Source organism: Dyella telluris, from assembly GCF_014297575.1.
Classification (GTDB): Bacteria; Pseudomonadota; Gammaproteobacteria; order Xanthomonadales; family Rhodanobacteraceae; genus Dyella; species Dyella telluris.
Genome location: NZ_CP060412.1, coordinates 520,416 through 538,860 on the forward strand (window position 1 = coordinate 520,416; position 18,445 = coordinate 538,860).

Genomic DNA, 18,445 nt, shown 5'->3' on the forward strand with positions numbered 1-18,445 from the left:
GCGTCCACCTGCCGAACACCTTCTGCCCGGCCAGCCCGCTAAGGTGACACCGACCAGGGTTCGCCTTAGGCTCGAACCAACATTCGGGGAAACCGGCCATGAACCAGCACCTCACTCACATTCTCCTGCGCGGCGCCGCCGCCTTTGGCCTGCTGGCGCTGGCCGCCTGTGCGCCGGCACCGATCTACAAGCCTTCGCCCACCACGGTGGTCACCTCGCCGGACATCGTGTCGCAATCGCCCGGCCAGTTCGCCAACGCCGACGTGATCTGGGGCGGCCAGGTGGTGGAGGTGCACAACCTGGCCGACCACAGCGAAGTGGAAATCGTGGGCTACCCGCTGGACAGCTCGCAACGTCCCAAGGTGGCCAACCACGGTGGCTGGGGCCGTTTCATCGCCGTGTTGCCGGGCTACGTGGAATCGTTCGATTACCCGACCGGTTCGCTGGTCACCCTCACCGGCCACATCGCCGGCTCGCGTGACGGCAAGGTCGGCGAAGCCAACTACGTCTACCCGCTGGTCAGCGTGGCCCAGTCGCATCGCTGGACCCCCGACGAAATGAACGCCGGCAAGTCGAACGTGAGTTTCGGCGTGGGTGTGGGCGCCGTCATTCACTGAGGGAAATTGGCCGGCTAAACTGCTTTCCCTCGTCCAAAGGATGGAACGATGTCCGGCCAAGCCAATTCACTGAGGGCCATCCTGCTTGCCCTCGGCGCCAATTTCGCCATTTTCGTGAGCAAGCTCGTTGCCGCGTTGATCACCGGCTCGGGCGCCATGCTGGCCGAGGCCGTGCACTCACTGGCCGATTGCGGCAATCAGGGCTTGTTGCTGCTGGGCATGCGCCAGGCGCATCGTCCGGCCTCCGACGAATACCCGCTGGGCTGGGGCCGCGCCCTGTACTTCTGGTCGTTCCTCGTGGCCATACTGCTGTTCAGCGTGGGCGGCATGTTTTCGATCTACGAGGGCATCCACAAGCTCAACCACCCCGAGCCGCTGAAGTGGCCGTGGCTGGCCATCGGTGTGCTGGCCTTCGGCGTGGTGGCCGAATCCATTTCCATGCGCGGCTGCCTGACGGAAGTGAACAAGGCCCGGGACGGCCGCAGCCTGTGGCGCTGGTTCCATGAAACGCGCTCCAGCGAATTGCTGGTGATCTTCGGCGAAGACCTCGCCGCCTTGTTCGGCCTGTGCGTGGCGCTGGTGGCCGTGCTGGCCACGATGATCACCGGTAACCTGCTCTACGACGCCATCGGCACCATCGTCATCGGTGCACTGCTGATGGTGGTGTCCATCGCCGTGGCCAGCGAGGTGAAGGACCTGCTGATTGGCCAGGGCGTGGAACCCAAGCGCCGCGAAGCACTGATCGCCTTCATCAATGCGCGCCCGGAAGTGGATGTGGTGCTCAACCTGATCACCCTGCAGATGGGTCCGGACGTGATGGTGGCGGTGAAGGCGCGCATGGCACCCGCACCTGACCAGAGCTCGCTGATCCAGGCGATCAACAGCGTCGAACACGCCATGAAAACGCAGTTCCCCGATATCCGCTGGAGCTTCTTCGAGCCGGATATCGCTGACTGAAGCCGCCACTGATTTTCTGTAGGAGCGCACTGGTGCGCGACCAGCCAGCGAGGCGTGGAAGCCGCTGCGTTCCGGTCGCGCACCAGTGCGCTCCTGCAGTGGGAACTTCCGTATCAATCCTGCTTCAACTGCAGCAGATCCCACTTGTTGCCATACAGATCCTGGAACACCACCACCGTGCCGTAAGCCTCATCGCGCGGCGCTTCGCAGAAGGTGACGCCAGCGGCGTCCATGCGACGGTAGTCGCGCCAGAAGTCGTCGGTGTGCAGCAGCAGGAACACGCGACCGCCGGTCTGGTCACCCACTCGCGACGATTGCCCGGCGTTGGTGGCCTTGGCCAGCAACAGGCGCGTTTCGCTGGAGCCCGGCGGCGCCACCACCACCCAGCGCTTGCCGCCGCCCATGTCGGTGTCCTCCACCAGGGTGAAGCCGAGTACGCGGGTATACCAGTCGATGGCCTCGTCGTAGTCGGCCACGACGAGGGCGATGCTGCCGATGTATTGCTTCACGTGTGTTTTTCCTCAGGGAGCGGCCACTCGCCCAGCTCCGCCTGCAGCTTCTTGGTGAGCTTGCGGCGGATCAGTCCATAAGCCGTGCGGATGAGCTCGGACAGTTCCTTCGTGGCGAAACGCTGTGGCTCCACCACCTGGATCCAGCGGGCACGGGCGAGATAGGGGGCGGCGATCATACCCGGCTGGTCGCTGAGCTCGAGGAAACGTTCGTCCTCGACCTTGAAGGCCAGCCGGCCTCCGTTCTCGGGCATGACCAGGAACATCTTGCCGCCCACGCTGAAAACCAGCTCGGCGCCCCACTTGATGTCCGTGGTGACGCCCGGCCACGCGGCGCAAAGCCGCTCCGCCTGCCGAGGGGTGATGCCTTTGGACGCAGCTGCCATGGATTTCACCGTCCTTCAACGCCGCCCGATCCGGGAAGGCGCATTCTGCCCCGGCGCGGCGAGCCGTCCCAACCGGATCGGGTCGGAAAGCCGTGCGGTGCGACAAGACGCCACGAAAATCCTTTATGGATAAGACCCTTTGTTCATGTTGCGGTGCACACAATACGGTAAAGTACGGATATGAGCCCAGCCATCGACTACTTGAACAGCCGCCACGCACTGGTTCCCGCGCGGAGCAATGAGCGGTTCGTGCGCCCTCGTCTGGTGGAAGTGGCCAAGCCGAGGGGCGAGCGGGTGCAGGCCCACGATGGTCGCGAGCTGTACCTGCGCGGCATCGAACCCGACGACGTTGCCGCGCTCAAGCGCCAGTTCGCCCGGCTGTCACCGGAGGACATCCGTCGGCGTTTCCTCCATTCCATGGGGGAACTGCCTGATTCGCTGGCTTACCGCCTGACCCACATCGACCCCGCCCTGGAAACGGCCTACGTGCTGATGGACGAGACGGTGCGTCCGGCAGAATTGCGTGGCGTGGGCCGCATCTTCGTGGACCGCTCGGCCAACAACGCCGAGTTCTCGGTGCTGGTGGAGCCGGAATGGACCCGCCAGGGCCTGGGCGCCCTGCTCATGCAGCGTCTGGTGGACGACTGCCGCCGCCGTGGCCTGAGCGAGATCTGGGGCTACGTGCTGCTGGAAAACCGTCCCATGCTGCACCTGTGCAAGGAACTGGGCTTCGTGCGCCGCCTGTCGCCGGACGAACCCGGCACCACGCTGATCTCGCTGCAGCTCTGACCCCTGCTACGGTCGTTTCCCTGTGGAAGCGCACCCTGTGCGCGACTGCACACGGCGACACGGCCGATGCCCCCGAGGGGTTGTTGCGCACACGAGGCGCTCCCACATCGAAAGACATGAAACCGCCCCGGCCCTGTCCGGGGCGGCCGCGTTACACTTGCCCGCTTTCCGGGCGAGGCCGGACGCCACGCCATCGATAGCCGGGTTCGCATGACCAAGTCGATTCCCCACCCTTCCCTGCCCACCAGCCCCAAGCAACGCCGTTACTGGACGTCGCCGCACGGCTCATCGCGCGCCCTGCTGGTCGCCGAAGCCGCACGCACGCACCAGGGCCTGCTGGTGGCCGTCACGCGCGACACCCAGCGGGCAAGCGCACTGGAAGACGAGCTGCGCGTATTCGCGGGCAATCTCCCCGTGCTGCATTTCCCCGACTGGGAAACGCTGCCCTACGACGTGTTCAGCCCGCACCCGGAGATCGTCTCCCAGCGCATCTCCACGCTGTACCAGCTGCCCAACGTGCAGCGCGGCGTGCTGGTGGTGCCCATCGCCACGCTGATGCAGCGCATCGCCCCGCGCAGCCACATCACCGGCGCCGGCCTGGTGGTGAAGAAGGGACAGAAGCTCGACCTTGCCGCCGAACAACGACGCCTGGAAGCCGCCGGCTACCGCAACGTGCCGCAAGTGGGTGAACCGGGTGACTTCGCGGTGCGCGGTGCGTTGATCGACATTTTCCCGATGGGCTCGGTGGAACCGTACCGCATCGAGCTGTTCGACGACGAAGTGGAATCCATCCGCAGCTTCGACCCGGAAACGCAGCTCTCGCAACAGCAGGTGGAGCGCATCGAACTGCTGCCTGCGCGCGAGTTCCCGTTGACCGAGAACGCCGCCAAGGACTTCCGCACGCGCCTGCGCGAACGCTTCCCCATCGACGTGCGTCGCTGTCCGCTCTACCAGGACATGAAGGAAGGCGTGACGCCCGGAGGCATCGAGTACTACCTGCCGATGTTCTTCGAGCAGACCGCCACCTTGTTCGACTATCTCGCCGACAACGCCGTGTTCCTGCTGGGCGAAGGCTCGATGGAATCGGCCGACCAGTTCTGGACACAGACTGGCGAGCGCTACGACCAGCGTGCGCACGACATCGAACGCCCGGTGCTGCCGCCGGCAGAACTCTACCTGCCGCCGGATCTGCTGCGCGAGCAGCTCAACAAACGCCTGCGCGTGGAGCTGGTGGAAAGCGGCCACGAGCACGCCCTGCCCAGCGGCACGCAGCCCGCACCCGAGCTGCCGCTCAACCGCAAGGGCGAGGAACCCGGCACCTCGCTGCGCCATTTCCTGTCGAGCTACCCCGGGCGCGTACTGATCGCCGCGGATTCGGCCGGCCGTCGCGAGGCTCTGATTGAACAGCTCGCCAGCGCCGGCCTCAAGCCGGACACCGTGGACGGCTGGCAGGCATTCATCGGCGGCGCGGACAAGCTGCGCCTGGCCATCACCATCGCCGGTCTCGAGCAGGGCTTCGCGCTCAACGAACCCGCCTTCACCGTACTCACCGAACGCGAACTGTTCGGCGAGCGCGTGCGCACGGAACGCAAGCGTCGCCGTGGCGCGGCGCGCGATCCGGAAAGCATCATCCGTGACCTCACCGAGCTGACCATCGGTGCGCCCATCGTCCACGTCGACCACGGTGTAGGCCGCTACCAGGGCCTGGTCTCCATGGAACTGGGCGGCATGGAGGGCGAGTTCCTCACCATCGAGTACGCCAAGGGCGACAAGCTTTATGTGCCCGTGGCGCAGCTCGGCCTGGTCAGCCGCTACACCGGCACCGCACCCGAACTCGCGCCACTGCACTCGCTGGGCGGCGACGCCTGGGAGCGCGCGCGCCGCAAGGCGGCGGAAAAAGTGCGCGACGTGGCCGCCGAACTGCTGGCCATCTACGCACAGCGCGAGGCGCGTGGCGGCGAGTCCATGCCGATCGACCGCCAGATGGTGGAGGAATTCGGCGCCAGCTTCCCGTTCGAGGAAACACCCGACCAGGAACAGGCCATCGATTCGGTGCTGAAGGATCTGGCCGCGCCGCGCGCCATGGATCGTGTCATCTGCGGCGACGTGGGTTTCGGCAAGACCGAAGTCGCGCTGCGCGCCGCCTTTGCTGCCGCCACGGCGGGCAGGCAAGTGGCCGTGCTGGTGCCCACCACCCTGCTCGCCCAGCAGCACTATCGCAACTTCGCCGACCGTTTCGCCGACTGGCCGGTGAAAGTAGACGTACTTTCTCGCTTCAAGTCGTCCAAGGAAGTGAACGACGCGCTCAAGCGCCTGGGCGAAGGCCAGATCGACGTGATCGTCGGCACGCACAAACTGCTTGCGCCGGAGATCAAGTTCAAGAACCTCGGCCTGGTCATCGTGGACGAAGAGCAGCGCTTTGGCGTGCGCCAGAAGGAACAGCTGAAGAAGCTGCGCGCCGAAGTGGACCTGCTCACCATGACGGCCACGCCGATTCCGCGCACGCTCAACATGGCGATGAGCGGCCTGCGCGATCTATCCCTGATCGCCACGCCGCCGGCACATCGCATGGCCGTGCGCACCTTCATCGCGCAGTGGGAACCGGCGCTGGTCCGCGAGGCGTTCCAGCGCGAGCTGGCGCGTGGCGGCCAGGTCTACTTCCTGCACAACGAGGTGGACACCATCGAACGCGCCGCGCGCGAACTCGAAGAGTTGATCCCCGAAGCCCGTATCGGCGTCGCCCACGGCCAGATGGCCGAGCGCGAACTGGAACGCGTGATGGCGGATTTCCACCGCCAGCGTTTCAACGTGCTGGTGTGCACCACCATCATCGAAACCGGCATCGATATTCCGACCGCCAACACCATCATCATCAACCGCGCCGACCGCTTCGGCCTGGCGCAGTTGCACCAGCTGCGCGGTCGCGTGGGCCGTTCGCACCACCGCGCGTACGCGTACCTGGTGGTGCCGGATCGCAAGGCCATGACGGCCGACGCGGAAAAGCGCCTGGAAGCCATCGCCTCGCTGGAAGAGCTCGGCGCGGGCTTCACCCTGGCCACGCACGACCTTGAGATCCGAGGCGCGGGCGAGCTGTTGGGCGATGAGCAATCCGGCCAGATCCAGGAAATCGGTTTCGGCCTCTACACCGAACTGCTGGAACGCGCAGTGCGCGCACTGAAGTCCGGCAAGCTGCCCGACTTCGACCTCAGCAGCGAGCACGAGACGGAAGTCGAACTGCATCTCCCTGCGCTTATCCCAGACGATTACCTGCCCGACGTGCACACGCGACTGACGCTGTACAAGCGCATCGCCAGCGCACGCAACCACGACCATCTGCGTGACCTGCAGGTGGAAATGATCGACCGCTTCGGCCTGCTGCCTGATGCCGCCAAGCAGTTGTTCGCCGTGGCGCAGCTGAAGCTGATGGCCACGCCGCTGGGCATCCGCAAGCTCGACTTCGGCGCCAATGGCGGGCGCATCACTTTCCGCGACAAGCCGGAACTCGATCCGATGGCGATCATCCGCCTGATCCAGGGCCAGCCGCGCGTGTACAAGCTGGATGGGCAGGACAAGCTCAAGGTGAACCTGGAGTTGCCTGGGGCTTCGGAGAGGATTCGCGCGGCGCAGGAAGTGTTGGTGCAGTTGGGGGCGCGGCGGCCGGGGTGATCCTTCGCCTTGGATTTCCCCCTCTTCCCTTCGGGGGACGGGCTGGGGAGGCGCTCCGAAGAGGGGCGAAGGTCGTGGGATCGCCTCACCGCTTCGACATCGTCATCCCGGCGCAGGCCGGGATCCAGTGACTCGGTTGTTGGTTTTTTACCTCACCGTTCCATCGCTTTTGCCCGTCATCCCAGCGAAAGCTGGAGGCGCTTTTCAACAGCCGTAGGGCTGGTCATCCAGTGCCTTGGCTCTTGGCCTACGGTCTCGCGCGCTGCCGCGACCTGGCCGCTTACGCCGCGGGGGCGTTTCGACCTTCTGCCGAAGGCCGAGTCACTTTTCTTTGCTGGCCCAAAGAAAAGTAACCCAAAGAAATGGCCTTAAAGGCTGGCAGCATTCCGATGGGATAAGCCAGAACGGTTGAGGACCGTTGCTGCGTGGCAACCTCCGCCTCTACACAGCGGGTACTTCCAAGCGCTTCGCAACGCGCCGATGCGAAGAGGACTTAACGCGGAGCGTCGTGCCGCTGCGCGGCACATCCTTCCTTGCCACTCGGGTGTTCACATTGAACATCACCTGCCGCTCGTCCTCTCCCGTTCGGGAGAGGACTGGGGTGAGCACGGAGGTGAGAGAGAAACAGCCTTCACACGGTGCGAGACACCCCTGTAGGAGCGCACCTTGTGCGCGACCGCAGCGCCATGTCGATACCGCTCCGTCAGGTGGTCGCGCACAGGGTGCGCTCCTACAGACAAGCTAAGCCGGCGCTAAACAGGCCGTCGCCCTGCGACGCGATGTGCAGCGCAGCTGCACGAGCCGTCTGCTTTTGACCTACCCGCCCCCTTGAGCGGCAGTGAGGGGCGGACGAGAAGGCCCGCAGGGGGATCGGCAAGGATGCCGATCCCTTTTCGACAGGACACGGAGGTCCTGTCGAAAAGCCCGGCCGACCCTCACGCACTGGCCGGCTTCACCGGCCAGCGCTGCGATGGGGTGCCCCTTTCTTTTGGTTACTTTTGACGCGCAGCTAATCCCCGTGGGACTTTGGGCAAGCAAAGAAAAGTAACCCGGCCTCCGGCAGGAGGTCGGAACGCCCGCTGCGTAAGCGGCCAGGTAACGGGAACCTTTGAGGCGAAGACCCAAGGCAAAGTCACTGGATTCCTGCCTTCGCAGGAATGACGGCGCTTATGAAGCCATGAGGCGAGGTTGCCCCTCACCTTAACGCCCTCCCCGCCCATCAAAGCCGCCGCGATTCAGGGCGGCTCTCCGAGCACCCCGAAAGGGCCCGGTGGAAAAAGCAGCCCCCTACCCCCGTGACAACCAACATCACCCACCAAGCACACCCCAAGGCGCATCTTCCCGCCATTCCAAAGACACCACCGGCGATCCCCCATGATCACCAACCGCTCCATGCCCCCCGGCATCATCATCCCCGAGCTCGCCTACCCGGACGTCCTCGTGGCCTCTGCCTGGCTATGTCGCGCACTGGGCTTCCGCGAACGCCTGCGCATCGCCGATCACCGCGTCCAGCTCATCTACGAAGGCAGCTCCATCGTGGTCACTGAACTGATGCACGAGGATCGGTCAGTCGATCACGCACACGCGGTTATGATGCATGTCGACGATGTGGACCAGCACCATGCACGAGCCGTGGCGGCGGATGCAAAGGTGCTGCAGCCGCCCACCGATTACCCTTATGGTGAACGCCAGTATTCCCTCGAGGACATCGGCGGCCACCACTGGAAGTTTTCCCAATCCATCGCCGATGTCGACCCTGCGCAATGGGGTGGCGAGCTGATGACAGACACCCCCTGAGCCGGAGTAACCATGACCCTCGACTCACCGCGCCCCGAAGGGCAGCCGATGTTCAATCCCAGGATGTTGATACGTCCCGCCGCAGCGTGGGCCACGGTGGCGTTGTTCCTGATTTTCGGCTCGGACTGGATGGCGCACCTGAGTCGCCATGAGATCGGCCTGTCGCTGTTCGCCTGGTTGTTCTTCGTGATCGTCTGGGGTTCGTTCGGCGTAGTGCACGAGGCCGAAGAACTGGCCGGCCTGCTGGGCGAGCCGGTCGGCACGCTGGTGCTCACCTTGTCCATCGTACTCATCGAGGTGGTGCTGATCTCCGCGGTCATGCTCGGCGCGGGCGATACCGCCACGCTGGCGCGCGACACCATGTTCGCGGTGTTGATGATCGTGTTGAACGGCGTGGTGGGACTGGGCTTGTTGATCGGCGGCATCCGCCATCATGAGCAGGCCTATAACCTGCACGGCGCGTCGGCCTTCCTGGCGGTCATCATTCCGCTCGCCACCATCGCGCTGGTGCTGCCCAACTTCACCACCTCGACATCCGACGGCTCGCTCACCGCGGTGCAGGCGGTGGCCTTCTCCCTCCTCACCATCGGCCTGTACGGCCTGTTCCTGTGGCTGCAGACCGGACGCCACAAGGGTTATTTCGTCGAGCCGCGCTCCGATTCCGACGAGAACATCCCGGCCGATCCGCCGGCGCCGCCGCGTCGACCGCGCAAGGGTGAAATGCTGTTTCACCTGCTCATGTTGCTGATCAACATCCTGCCCATCGTGATCCTGTCCAAGAGCCTGGCCAAGGTGCTGGACTACGGCATCGCCGCCACCGGCGCGCCGCATTCGCTGGGCGGCATCATCATCGCCATGCTGGTGTTCACGCCGGAAGGCATTTCCGCGCTGATCGCCATCCGCCGCGACCAGCTCACCCGCGCGATCAACCTGTGTCTGGGTGGCGCGGCGTCCACCGTGGGCCTTACCGTACCTGCCGTGCTCGCCATCGGCCTGTTCACCGGCAAGCCGGTGGTGCTTGGGTTGCCGGCCGCCAGCATCGTGCTGCTCACCTCCACGCTGGTGCTGAGCACGCTGACGTTCTCGGGTTGGCGCACCACCATGCTCGAAGGCGCGGTGCACCTGTCGATGTTCGTGGTGTTCCTGGTGCTGGTGTTCAGCCCGTAGCGACGGGCACGGACGTCAGGCCGGCCGGGCGCCGGCCCTGACGAGGTAATACACGGCGAACATGCCGGCCGGGTCACGCCATCCCTGGGCCACGGCCAGGCCGGCCTTTCCGGCCAGCGCAGCGAAATCCTCCGGCGAATATTTGCAGCTGTATTCCACCTGCATGGCCTCTTCCGCCGCAAAGTTCACCTGCTGCTTGCCGACGCGCACCTTCTGGTCACGCGCACTGACCAGGAAGGTTTCGATGCGGCCGGCCATCGCGTTGTAGTGCGCGCGGTGGCGGAAGCCGGAGAGATCGAAATCGCTGCCGATTTCCCGATTGAGGCGCACCAGCATGTTGAGCGTGAACTCGGCGGTGACGCCGGCCTTGTCGTTGTAGGCCGCCTCGATGGTGGCGGTGTCCTTCTTCAGGTCGGCACCGATCAGGATGCCGCCGTTGTCGCCCATCTCGTTGCGCATCTTGCGCAGCAGCTCGGCCGCGTCGCGCGCCTCGAAGTTGCCGATGGTGGAGCCCGGGAAATAGATCACCGTACGACGCGGCGCGCGCGGCGGAATCGGCAGGCGCAAGGGACGGGTGAAGTCCGCATGCAAGGGCTGCACGGGAACGTTCGGGAAACGCTCGCTCAACACCTGCGTGCTGATGCGCAGCGGCTCGTGGGAAATCTCCACCGGCACATAGGACACCGGCGCATGGAGATGCTCCAGCAGCATGCGCGTCTTGATCGCGTTGCCGCTGCCGTATTCCACCAGGCGAACGTCCTCGCCCAGCACCTCGGCGATGTCACCGGCGTGCCCGTCCATCAGCGCGATCTCGCTGCGCGTGAGGTAATACTCGGGCTGTTCGCAGATCTCTTCGAACAGCCGTGAGCCGCGCTCGTCATAGAACAGCCATGAGGGCAGGCGCTTGGGTCGTGCGCGCAGGCCGCGCTGCACGATGCCGAGCAGATCGTCGACAGGTGGGCGGCGGTCGTCGTCGCGGATCTCGAAAGCTTGCACACTCATCGGTCTTGTCCCAAACGGATCCCCATGAACTGCCAGCGCGCATGGGGAGGAAAGAAATTCCGGTAGGTCGCGCGCAGATGCTCGCGTGGCGTCGCACAGGAACCACCGCGCAACACCCACTGCCCGCACATGAATTTGCCGTTGTACTCGCCCAGGGCGCCGGCCAGCGGCTTGAAGCCCGGGTAGCTGACGTAGGGCGAAGCCGTCCACTCCCACACGTCACCGAACATCTGCAGCATGCCGGCGCCTGTCGCCGCGGCCTGCGGATGCAGGGTCATCGCGTCGAGCAGGTTGCCCTGCACCGGCAAGGCCGCGGCCGCGCTCTCCCACTCCGCTTCGGTGGGCAGGCGCGCGCCGGCCCAGCGGGCAAACGCGTCGGCTTCGAAGTAGCTCACGTGGCTTACCGGCGCATCCGGATGGATCGGTTGCACGCCGGCGAGGGTGAATTCGCTGGCGAGATCGTCCTGCCAGTAGAACGGCCGCCGCCACTGCTCACGGCACACGGTGTCCCAGCCTTCGGACAGCCACAGCGATGGCTCTTCGTATCCGCCGTCGTGCACGAAGGCGGCAAACTCGGCGTTGGTAACCAGTCGGTTCGCCAACGCATGCGGCTGCAGCAGCGTGCGGTGACGCGGCGACTCGTTGTCGAACGAGAAGCCGCTGCCCTGATGTCCGATCGCCACGATGCCTTCGCGGCCCGTGACGAACGTCATCGGCACGGGCGCCGCGGCAGGCGACGACGCCAGCACATCGGTATACACCGGCAGCAACGGGTTGCTGAAGAACGCATGCTTGATGTCGGTGAGCAACAGCTCCTGATGCTGCTGCTCATGCTCCAGGCCCAGTTCGATGATGTTCGCCGTGGTGGCATCGACGCCACGCGACAACCACTCGCAGATTTCCTCATCCACCTGTTCGCGGTAGCCGCGGATCTGCGCGACGCTCGGACGCGAGAGCAACCCGCGTCGCGGACGCGAATGCATCGGTCCTACCGTCTGGTAGTAAGAGTTGAGCAGGAAGTGCCATTCCGGATGCGCCGGGCGGTACGCCGCGTTGCGCTCCAGCACGAAGCGTTCGAAGAACCAGGTGGTGTGCGCAAGATGCCACTTGGCCGGACTTGCGTCCGGCATCGACTGCACCATCATGTCTTCCGGTGTCAGCGGTGCGCACAGGGCCATGCTGCGGGAGCGGATCCTCCGGAATCGCAGCATCAGCGCCTCAGCCTGCACGGCCGTTTGCGCCAGCGTCACTGCCGCCCCCAACGTGGGTTCGCGGGGTCGGCCAGACTGTTCCATTCGTAGTGACTCATACCGCGATCAGTGCGCCATGACATTCACGCACCATGCCGGAGCATGCGTTCAAAAGGTGTGATGCGAAGATGGCGAATGGCTGACAACGCCAACGCCGTCACGTGCTGCAGCGCAGCATCCACCGCGCAAAAACAAAGCCCGGCACAAGGCCGGGCTTTGTCATTGCCACAAGGGCAAGGGTTTGCTTAGTGACCGTAGTGACGGTAACCATCGCGATAGTAGTAACCGCCGCCGTGGCGGTAGTAGCCCGGATGGCCGCCAACGATGACCGTGGCACCCACCGCAGCCGGATAGACCACCGGGGCCGGCGCGTAATAGACCGGCGGCGGGGGCGGGGCGTACACCACGGGTGCCGGTGCATAGACCACCGGGGCCGGCGCGTAATAACCGCCAACCACCGGCAGACCCACGCCGATGTTCAAGCTCACGTGGCCCGCGAACGCCGGTGCGACGGCTGCACAGCCGATCAGCATGACGGAGGCCAGGGCTGCGCGCTTGATGATGGAGGTCTTGTTCGTGTTCATGTGTTTGTCTCCCAAGGGAGGCTTGATTCCGACGGAAGGACTCAGGCTGCCTTCCATCGCTCTTTGCCGTGGTTAATGCTCTGACTTTCGCGCTGAATCCGGACTGAGTAGAAAGCGTGAAAAGCCTTAACGACGACCCTGATTCCGGACGTGGTTCACACTGCCGCCCCAGGGCGACTCCCCGGTCGATTCGGTCGTGTGCAGGCGCAGCAGCCAGCACCCGTGGATATCTGACCGGCGGGTAAAGTCGAAGGGGATGCTGGGTGCGCTCCAGTCCTCGATCCTGAACCGTTCGGCCAGCGCCTCATGGTCCAGTTTGAAGCGGCGGAAGTTGTTGGAGAACACGATGACGCCGTCGCTGTTGAGACGCTCCGCGCAGGCCAGCAGCAGTTGGACATGGTCGCGCTGGACGTCGAAATCCTCCGCCCGCTTGGAATTGGAGAACGTCGGCGGGTCGACGTAGATCAGCCCGTAGCGGTCGCGCTCCTGGCGCAGGAAGGCCATGGCATCGGCCTGCATCAGCCGGTGCTTGCCGCCGGTGAAGCCGTTAAGCGACAGGTTGCGCGAAGCCCAGTCCAGGTAGGTACCCGACAGGTCGACGCTGGTGGTGTCTCGGGCGCCACCGGCGGCGGCATAGACGCTGGCCGTGGCCGTATAGGCGAACAGGTTCAGGAAGCGCTTGCCCGACGCCAGCTCGCGCACCTTGGCGCGCACCAGGCGATGGTCGATGAACAGGCCGGTGTCGAGGTAATCGGTGAGGTTCACCAGGAAGCGCAGACCGCCCTCGTCCACCTCGACGAACTCGCCGCGCTGGTCGAACTGTCCATACTTGGAGCCACCCTTGCCGCGTTCGCGCGTCTTCAGGGCGATGCGGTCGCGGGGCACGCCGAGCACCTCGCCCGCCACGCGCACGATCTCGCGAAGACGCACGCGAGCCGTCTCCACCGGAATGTCGGCGGGAGCGCGGTACTCCTGGATATGCAGCCACTGCTTGCCGCCTTCGTCGCCGTAGACATCCACGGCGGCGGCGTACTCGGGCAAGTCCTGGTCGTAGGCGCGCCAGCAATGGATGCCTTCGCGCTCAAGCCGCTTGCGCAGATGGCGCAGGTTCTTCTCCAGCCGGTTGCGCAGCATCTGCGCGCCTTCGGAGAGCGGCTTGGCTTCGCGCGGGGTTTCGCTACGCGCATGAAGCTCGAAGACCAGCAGCACGGTTTCCAGTGCGCCGTTATAGAGGGCGTATTTCTTTTCCGCACGCAGCGGGATCGCCTGGCCCAGCTCGGCATCGCCCGCCAGCACGGCGGCGCGCCAGCCAGCGAAGCGTTCGCGCAGGGTTTCGCCGATCGCGCGATAGAGCTTGGGCATCTCCACGCGATCACCCAGACGCTCGCCGTACGGCGGATTGGTGATCACCAGGCCACGGGTGTAACCCGGCGGCGGGGCCACGTGCGTGGCGTCGTGCTTGTCCAGCGTCAGGAAGCCGGAGACGCCGGCTTCCTGCGCGTTGCGCTTGGCCGTCTGCACCATGCGCGGGTCGGCATCGCTGCCGAAGAAGCAGGCGCGCAAGGCGCGCAGGCCGGTTTCCGCACGCTGGCGCGCTTCGTCCAGCAGGCTGCGCCACAGCGCGATGTCGTGCTGTGCCCAGCCCAGGAAACCGTAGTACTCGCGATGCAGGCCGGGGGCGACATCCGCCGCCATCCAGGCGCCTTCGATCAGCAAAGTGCCGGAACCGCACATGGGATCGAGCAGCGCGCCACCTTCGGCGTAGATCTCCGGCCAGCGCGCACGCAACAGCATGGCGGCGGCCAGGTTTTCCTTCAGCGGGGCCTCGCCCTGCAGCTCACGCCAGCCGCGGCGATGCAGCGGTGCGCCGGCCAGGTCGATGGACAGCGTGGCGCGGTCGCGGCGCAGGCGCAGGTTGATGCGTACATCCGGCTCATCGGTATCCACGTCCGGGCGCGAACCATCGCGCTGGCGGAACTGATCAACCACGGCATCCTTCACGCGCTGGGCGATGTACTGGCTGTGGGTGAGCTTGCTCTGCGCCGAGTTGGCGTCCACCGCCAGCGTGGCGCGGGCGCCCAGGTGCGTCGACCAGTCGATGGATTGCACGCCGGCGTAAAGCGCGTCGTCGGTGGCGGCGTCGAACTCGGCCAGCGGCATCAGCACGCGGCTGGCCAGGCGGGACCACAGGCAGGCGCGGTAGGCGGTTTCCAGCGAACCGGAGAAATGCACGCCGGCCAGCGCCTCGCGCACATCGGCGGCGCCCAGGGCCACCAGTTCGTCGCGCAGCAGATATTCCAGGCCCTTCGGGCAAGTGGCGAAGAACGTGCTCATGCGGAAAGCCCCGCAAGGAACAGGCCGAACTGCTCCACGATGCGGTCCACGCTGTCGCTCAGCCGATGGTCATCGTCCACTACCACCAGCGGCAGGCGGCGGCGACCGGCGAAGGCCAGCACGCCCGCCGGCGGGCAGATGTCGTCGCGCCAGCCGTGATAGAGCAGCGTGGGCACGCCCTCGGCCACGTCGAAGGCCTGGCGGTAACCCGGGATCTCGCTGGGCGTGGCGAGCAGGAACAGCCCCGCCACCGGGCGTTGCAGGGAGGCCAGGCCGGACACGAACGAACCCATGCTGGAGCCGACCAGTACCGGCGGTGCGTCCAGCGTGTCGATGGCGGCCAGCAGGCGCTGGATGCGCGGATCCACCGAGCCGGCGTAGCCCGGCAGGTCGTCCGACCGGTAATCCGGGCGCTGGGTTTTCCAGCCCAGCGATTCGGCGAAAGCAGCCAGCACGCTGACCTTGGTGGCGTCCGGACCGGAGTCCGAGCCATGCGAAAGAATGATCTGGCCGCGCATCGCGGTCTCCGAAACAACGTCTGTATGGCTGCGAATGGTAACAGGCGACGTCTCAAGGCATCCGGGAATACACTCCCGGACATGCCCCTGACCATCGTCGACCAGCCCCTGCCCTACGTCTCCCTCCTGCCGGAGCGACCCGCCAGCGCGGTGGAAATGGTGGTGATCCACTGCACCGAGCTGCCGGATCTGGCCGTAGCCCGCGAATACGGCGAGCGCGTGCTTTATGACAGCGGCGCCGGCGCCAGCGGGCATTTCTATATCGACCGCGACGGCAGCATCCATCAGTACGTGCCGGGCACCCGGGTGGCCAACCACGTGCGCGGGCACAACCCCCATTCCATCGGTATCGAGCTGGTGAACCTGGGGCGTTACCCGCACTGGTGGGATTCCCGCCACCAGACCATGACCGAGCCCTATGCCCCGGCCCAGCTTGCCGCCCTGCGCGCCCTGCTGGCCCAGCTGAGGCTCCAATACCCGAACCTGCGCCAGATCGCCGGCCATGAGGACCTGGACACGGCCCGGCTGCCCGCCAGCAATGATCCGTCGCTGGAGGTTGCGCGCAAGCTGGATCCGGGCCCGCTGTTCCCCTGGCCCGAGGTACTGGAAGACAGCGGGCTGGAACGCATCACCACCCCCGGCCGCTGAAGCCGGGCCGGGGCGCCGGCTATAATCGCCGGCCTCTTACCTTCTCCGCCGAGCTTTTCTCCCATGACGGAAACCAACGTCCGCGAACTCGTCGATCTGCTCGAACTCGAGCGACTCGAGGACAACCTTTTCCGCGGCCAGAGCCGCGACATCGGGACCCATTTCGTCTTCGGCGGACAGGTACTTGGCCAGGCGTTGTCGGCGGCCCAGCGCACGGTGGATTCCGAGCGTGAAGCTCATTCGCTGCACGCCTACTTCCTGCGTGCTGGCGATATCAACGCCCCCATCGTCTACAGCGTGGAGCGCACGCGTGACGGCGGTACGTTCTCTTCGCGCCGGGTGGTCGCCATCCAGCACGGCCAGCCCATCCTCAACGGCTCCATTTCTTTCCAGGTGCCGGAGACCGGCTTCGAGCACCAGTCCTCGATGCCTGACGTACCGATGCCCGAGGACATCGAGCCGATGCAGCCGTTGCCGCCGGAACAGCTGGCCAAGCTGCCGGAAAAGCTGCAGCGCTGGCTGGGCGTGGACGCCCCGTTCGAGTTCCGCCATGTGTGGCCGCAGGACAAGCTCCACCCGGTGAAGCGCCCGCCGCTCCAGCACATCTGGTTCCGGCTGACCGCGCCTGTGGGCGACTCGCCTGAACTGCACCGCTCGCTGCTGGCCTACGCCTCCGACTTCAACCTGATCGGCACGGCCACCCTGCCGCACGGCATCTCGTACTACACGCACAACGTGCAGATGGCGAGCCTGGATCATGCGCTGTGGTTCCACCGTCCGTTCCGCACCGACGAATGGCTGCTGTACTCCTTTGACAGTCCGACGGCGCAGGGCGCCCGCGGCCTGGCCCGTGGCCAGATCTTCACCCGCGACGGCCGCCTGGTGGCCTCGACCGCCCAGGAAGGCCTGATCCGCCTGCGCGGCTGACCCGCCCGGACCACGTAGTACCATCCGGGCAGGCCGGCCCCACGGCCCGCCCCGTGCTCGCCCGCCCCGGCGACGAACCAAGGTTGCTCCATGCGTCAGCTCTATACCTCGCCCCGCCAGGAAAACATCGACCGCGTCGCGACCATGCTCACCGAGCAGGGTATCGAGTGCACCATCGAGAACCGCTCCAATTACCGGCGCCCCAGCTACCAGCGCTTCAGCTATACGCAGCGCAACGAGGACCGTGACAGCTGGGCCCAGGTCTGGGTGACCCGGGCGGACGATTACACCCGCGCCCGTGCCCTGCTGAAGGAACTGGGCATCGAGCCGGTGATCCGTCACGGCGAGGAGTTGGCCCTGGCCCGCAACCCCACCCCGGACATGCGACGCCAGAGCACCGCCACCCGCATCCGCAGGATCGTGCTGCTGGCCGTGGCCGGTGCCTTCGTGGTGCTGATGCTGCGGTATATGGGCGTCATCTGAACGGCCGAGGGCCGGATCAGCCCTAGCAGATCTGGCCTATCGACACAGTGAGCCAGACCAGACATAGAATCAGGCCATGCGCTCTGACCGTGTCCGCCTCTTCCAAACCCTGCCGCACGCCTGCGGCTACTTTGCCGAGCGCACGGCACAGAACCTGGTGATCGATCCGGCGGCCCCGCAGCTGGACCAGTTGTACGGTCCGGCGCTGGAACGCGGCTTCCGACGCGCCGGCGGGCACCTCTACTATCCCTATTGCACCAGCTGCCGGGCCTGCACGCCCTGCCGCATCGACGTGCAGCGCTTCGAGCCGGACCGCAGCCAGCGCCGTTGCCTGAAGCGCAACGATGACCTGCAGGTCATCGAATCCATGGCCGGCTACAACGCCGAGCGCCATGCGCTGTATGAACGCTACCTGCGCCAGCGCCACCCCGGCGGTGGCATGGACGAGGCCGACGCCAGTGACTTCCGCCGGTTCCTGACCGCACCGTGGAGCCCCACGATGTTCCTGGAGTTCCGCAAGGGCTCGCGCCTGCTCGGCGTGGCGGTCACCGATGTCTGCCTGCAGGGGCTTTCGGCCGTCTATACGTTCTACGACCCGGACGAAACGGCACGCGGCCTGGGCACGTTCGCCATTCTCCAGCAGGTGGCCCTGGCCAAGCGCCGCGGCCTGCCGTGGATCTACCTGGGCTTCTGGATCGCCGGTCACCCGAAGATGGATTACAAGCGCAAGTTCCGACCGATGCAGATCCGCACCAGCGAAGGCTGGGTGGAGATGACCGAGCCCTGAGGCTCGGCGGCCAAACCCTGGGCT

General features: G+C 65.7%; 17 protein-coding genes. 10 read left to right on the forward strand and 7 right to left on the reverse strand.

Annotation, left to right across the window (positions count from 1 at the left end; genetic code table 11):
* The first annotated feature begins 98 nt into the window (after positions 1–98).
* Positions 99–617, forward strand: coding sequence for a Slp family lipoprotein (locus H8F01_RS02515; protein ID WP_187057514.1), 519 nt, complete (start codon positions 99–101; stop codon positions 615–617).
* Positions 618–665: 48 nt separating this feature from the next.
* Complete coding sequence (locus H8F01_RS02520) at positions 666–1,574, forward strand: cation diffusion facilitator family transporter (protein ID WP_187057515.1); 909 nt, start codon at positions 666–668, stop codon at positions 1,572–1,574.
* Between the two features lie 113 nt (positions 1,575–1,687).
* Here H8F01_RS02520 and H8F01_RS02525 read toward each other — a convergent pair whose 3' ends face one another.
* Together H8F01_RS02525 and H8F01_RS02530 are read right to left on the reverse strand one after the other, a co-directional pair.
* Complete coding sequence (locus H8F01_RS02525) at positions 1,688–2,083, reverse strand: VOC family protein (RefSeq protein WP_187057516.1); 396 nt, start codon at positions 2,081–2,083, stop codon at positions 1,688–1,690.
* Positions 2,080–2,469, reverse strand: a complete 390-nt coding sequence (locus tag H8F01_RS02530) for an MmcQ/YjbR family DNA-binding protein (protein ID WP_187057517.1) — start codon at positions 2,467–2,469, stop codon at positions 2,080–2,082. The genes H8F01_RS02525 and H8F01_RS02530 overlap by 4 nt, the downstream gene beginning before the upstream one ends.
* A 180-nt stretch (positions 2,470–2,649) precedes the next feature.
* Here H8F01_RS02530 and H8F01_RS02535 point away from each other — a divergent pair, with 180 nt between their 5' ends.
* The 4 genes from H8F01_RS02535 to H8F01_RS02550 all read left to right on the forward strand — a co-directional run bounded on the left by H8F01_RS02535 (position 2,650) and on the right by H8F01_RS02550 (position 9,888).
* The gene (locus H8F01_RS02535; RefSeq protein ID WP_187057518.1) at positions 2,650–3,258 is read left to right on the forward strand and encodes a GNAT family N-acetyltransferase; all 609 of its coding nucleotides are present in this window, start codon (positions 2,650–2,652) and stop codon (positions 3,256–3,258) included.
* A 210-nt stretch (positions 3,259–3,468) separates the two neighbouring features.
* On the forward strand, positions 3,469–6,924 hold the full coding sequence (gene mfd, locus H8F01_RS02540; RefSeq protein ID WP_187057519.1) for a transcription-repair coupling factor: 3,456 nt from the start codon (positions 3,469–3,471) through the stop codon (positions 6,922–6,924).
* 1,374 nt (positions 6,925–8,298) lie between these two features.
* Positions 8,299–8,721 carry a VOC family protein gene (locus H8F01_RS02545; protein ID WP_187057520.1) on the forward strand — a complete coding sequence of 141 codons (423 nt, stop codon included), beginning with the start codon at positions 8,299–8,301 and terminating at the stop codon, positions 8,719–8,721.
* Between the two features lie 12 nt (positions 8,722–8,733).
* Positions 8,734–9,888 (forward strand): calcium:cation antiporter, encoded by a 1,155-nt coding sequence (locus H8F01_RS02550; protein ID WP_187057521.1) that lies wholly within the window; start codon positions 8,734–8,736, stop codon positions 9,886–9,888.
* Between the two features lie 15 nt (positions 9,889–9,903).
* On the opposite strand, the gene egtD is transcribed toward H8F01_RS02550, so the two are convergent.
* The 5 genes from egtD to H8F01_RS02575 all read right to left on the reverse strand — a co-directional run bounded on the left by egtD (position 9,904) and on the right by H8F01_RS02575 (position 15,576).
* On the reverse strand, positions 9,904–10,890 hold the full coding sequence (gene egtD / locus H8F01_RS02555) for an L-histidine N(alpha)-methyltransferase (protein WP_187057522.1): 987 nt from the start codon (positions 10,888–10,890) through the stop codon (positions 9,904–9,906).
* Positions 10,887–12,101 (reverse strand): ergothioneine biosynthesis protein EgtB, encoded by a 1,215-nt coding sequence (gene egtB / locus H8F01_RS02560; RefSeq protein ID WP_187059117.1) that lies wholly within the window; start codon positions 12,099–12,101, stop codon positions 10,887–10,889. Before egtB ends, egtD begins: the two co-directional genes overlap by 4 nt.
* A 284-nt stretch (positions 12,102–12,385) precedes the next feature.
* Positions 12,386–12,724 carry a hypothetical protein gene (locus H8F01_RS02565; RefSeq protein ID WP_187057523.1) on the reverse strand — a complete coding sequence of 113 codons (339 nt, stop codon included), beginning with the start codon at positions 12,722–12,724 and terminating at the stop codon, positions 12,386–12,388.
* Positions 12,725–12,850: 126 nt separating this feature from the next.
* Complete coding sequence (rlmKL, locus tag H8F01_RS02570) at positions 12,851–15,058, reverse strand: bifunctional 23S rRNA (guanine(2069)-N(7))-methyltransferase RlmK/23S rRNA (guanine(2445)-N(2))-methyltransferase RlmL (RefSeq protein ID WP_187057524.1); 2,208 nt, start codon at positions 15,056–15,058, stop codon at positions 12,851–12,853.
* On the reverse strand, positions 15,055–15,576 hold the full coding sequence (locus H8F01_RS02575) for an alpha/beta hydrolase (RefSeq protein ID WP_187057525.1): 522 nt from the start codon (positions 15,574–15,576) through the stop codon (positions 15,055–15,057). Before H8F01_RS02575 ends, rlmKL begins: the two co-directional genes overlap by 4 nt.
* An 81-nt stretch (positions 15,577–15,657) precedes the next feature.
* Between H8F01_RS02575 and H8F01_RS02580 the strand changes: the two genes are divergently transcribed.
* From H8F01_RS02580 to H8F01_RS02595, 4 genes are all read left to right on the forward strand, one after another.
* Entirely contained in the window at positions 15,658–16,224 is a 567-nt protein-coding gene (locus tag H8F01_RS02580; protein WP_187057526.1) for an N-acetylmuramoyl-L-alanine amidase, read from the forward strand.
* 63 nt (positions 16,225–16,287) lie between these two features.
* Positions 16,288–17,151 (forward strand): acyl-CoA thioesterase II, encoded by an 864-nt coding sequence (tesB, locus tag H8F01_RS02585; protein ID WP_187057527.1) that lies wholly within the window; start codon positions 16,288–16,290, stop codon positions 17,149–17,151.
* A gap of 90 nt (positions 17,152–17,241) precedes the next feature.
* Positions 17,242–17,634, forward strand: a complete 393-nt coding sequence (locus H8F01_RS02590; protein ID WP_187057528.1) for a putative signal transducing protein — start codon at positions 17,242–17,244, stop codon at positions 17,632–17,634.
* A 76-nt stretch (positions 17,635–17,710) separates the two neighbouring features.
* Positions 17,711–18,421: an arginyltransferase gene (locus H8F01_RS02595; protein WP_187057529.1), complete on the forward strand. Its 711-nt coding sequence runs from the start codon at positions 17,711–17,713 to the stop codon at positions 18,419–18,421.
* Positions 18,422–18,445: the final 24 nt, after the last annotated feature.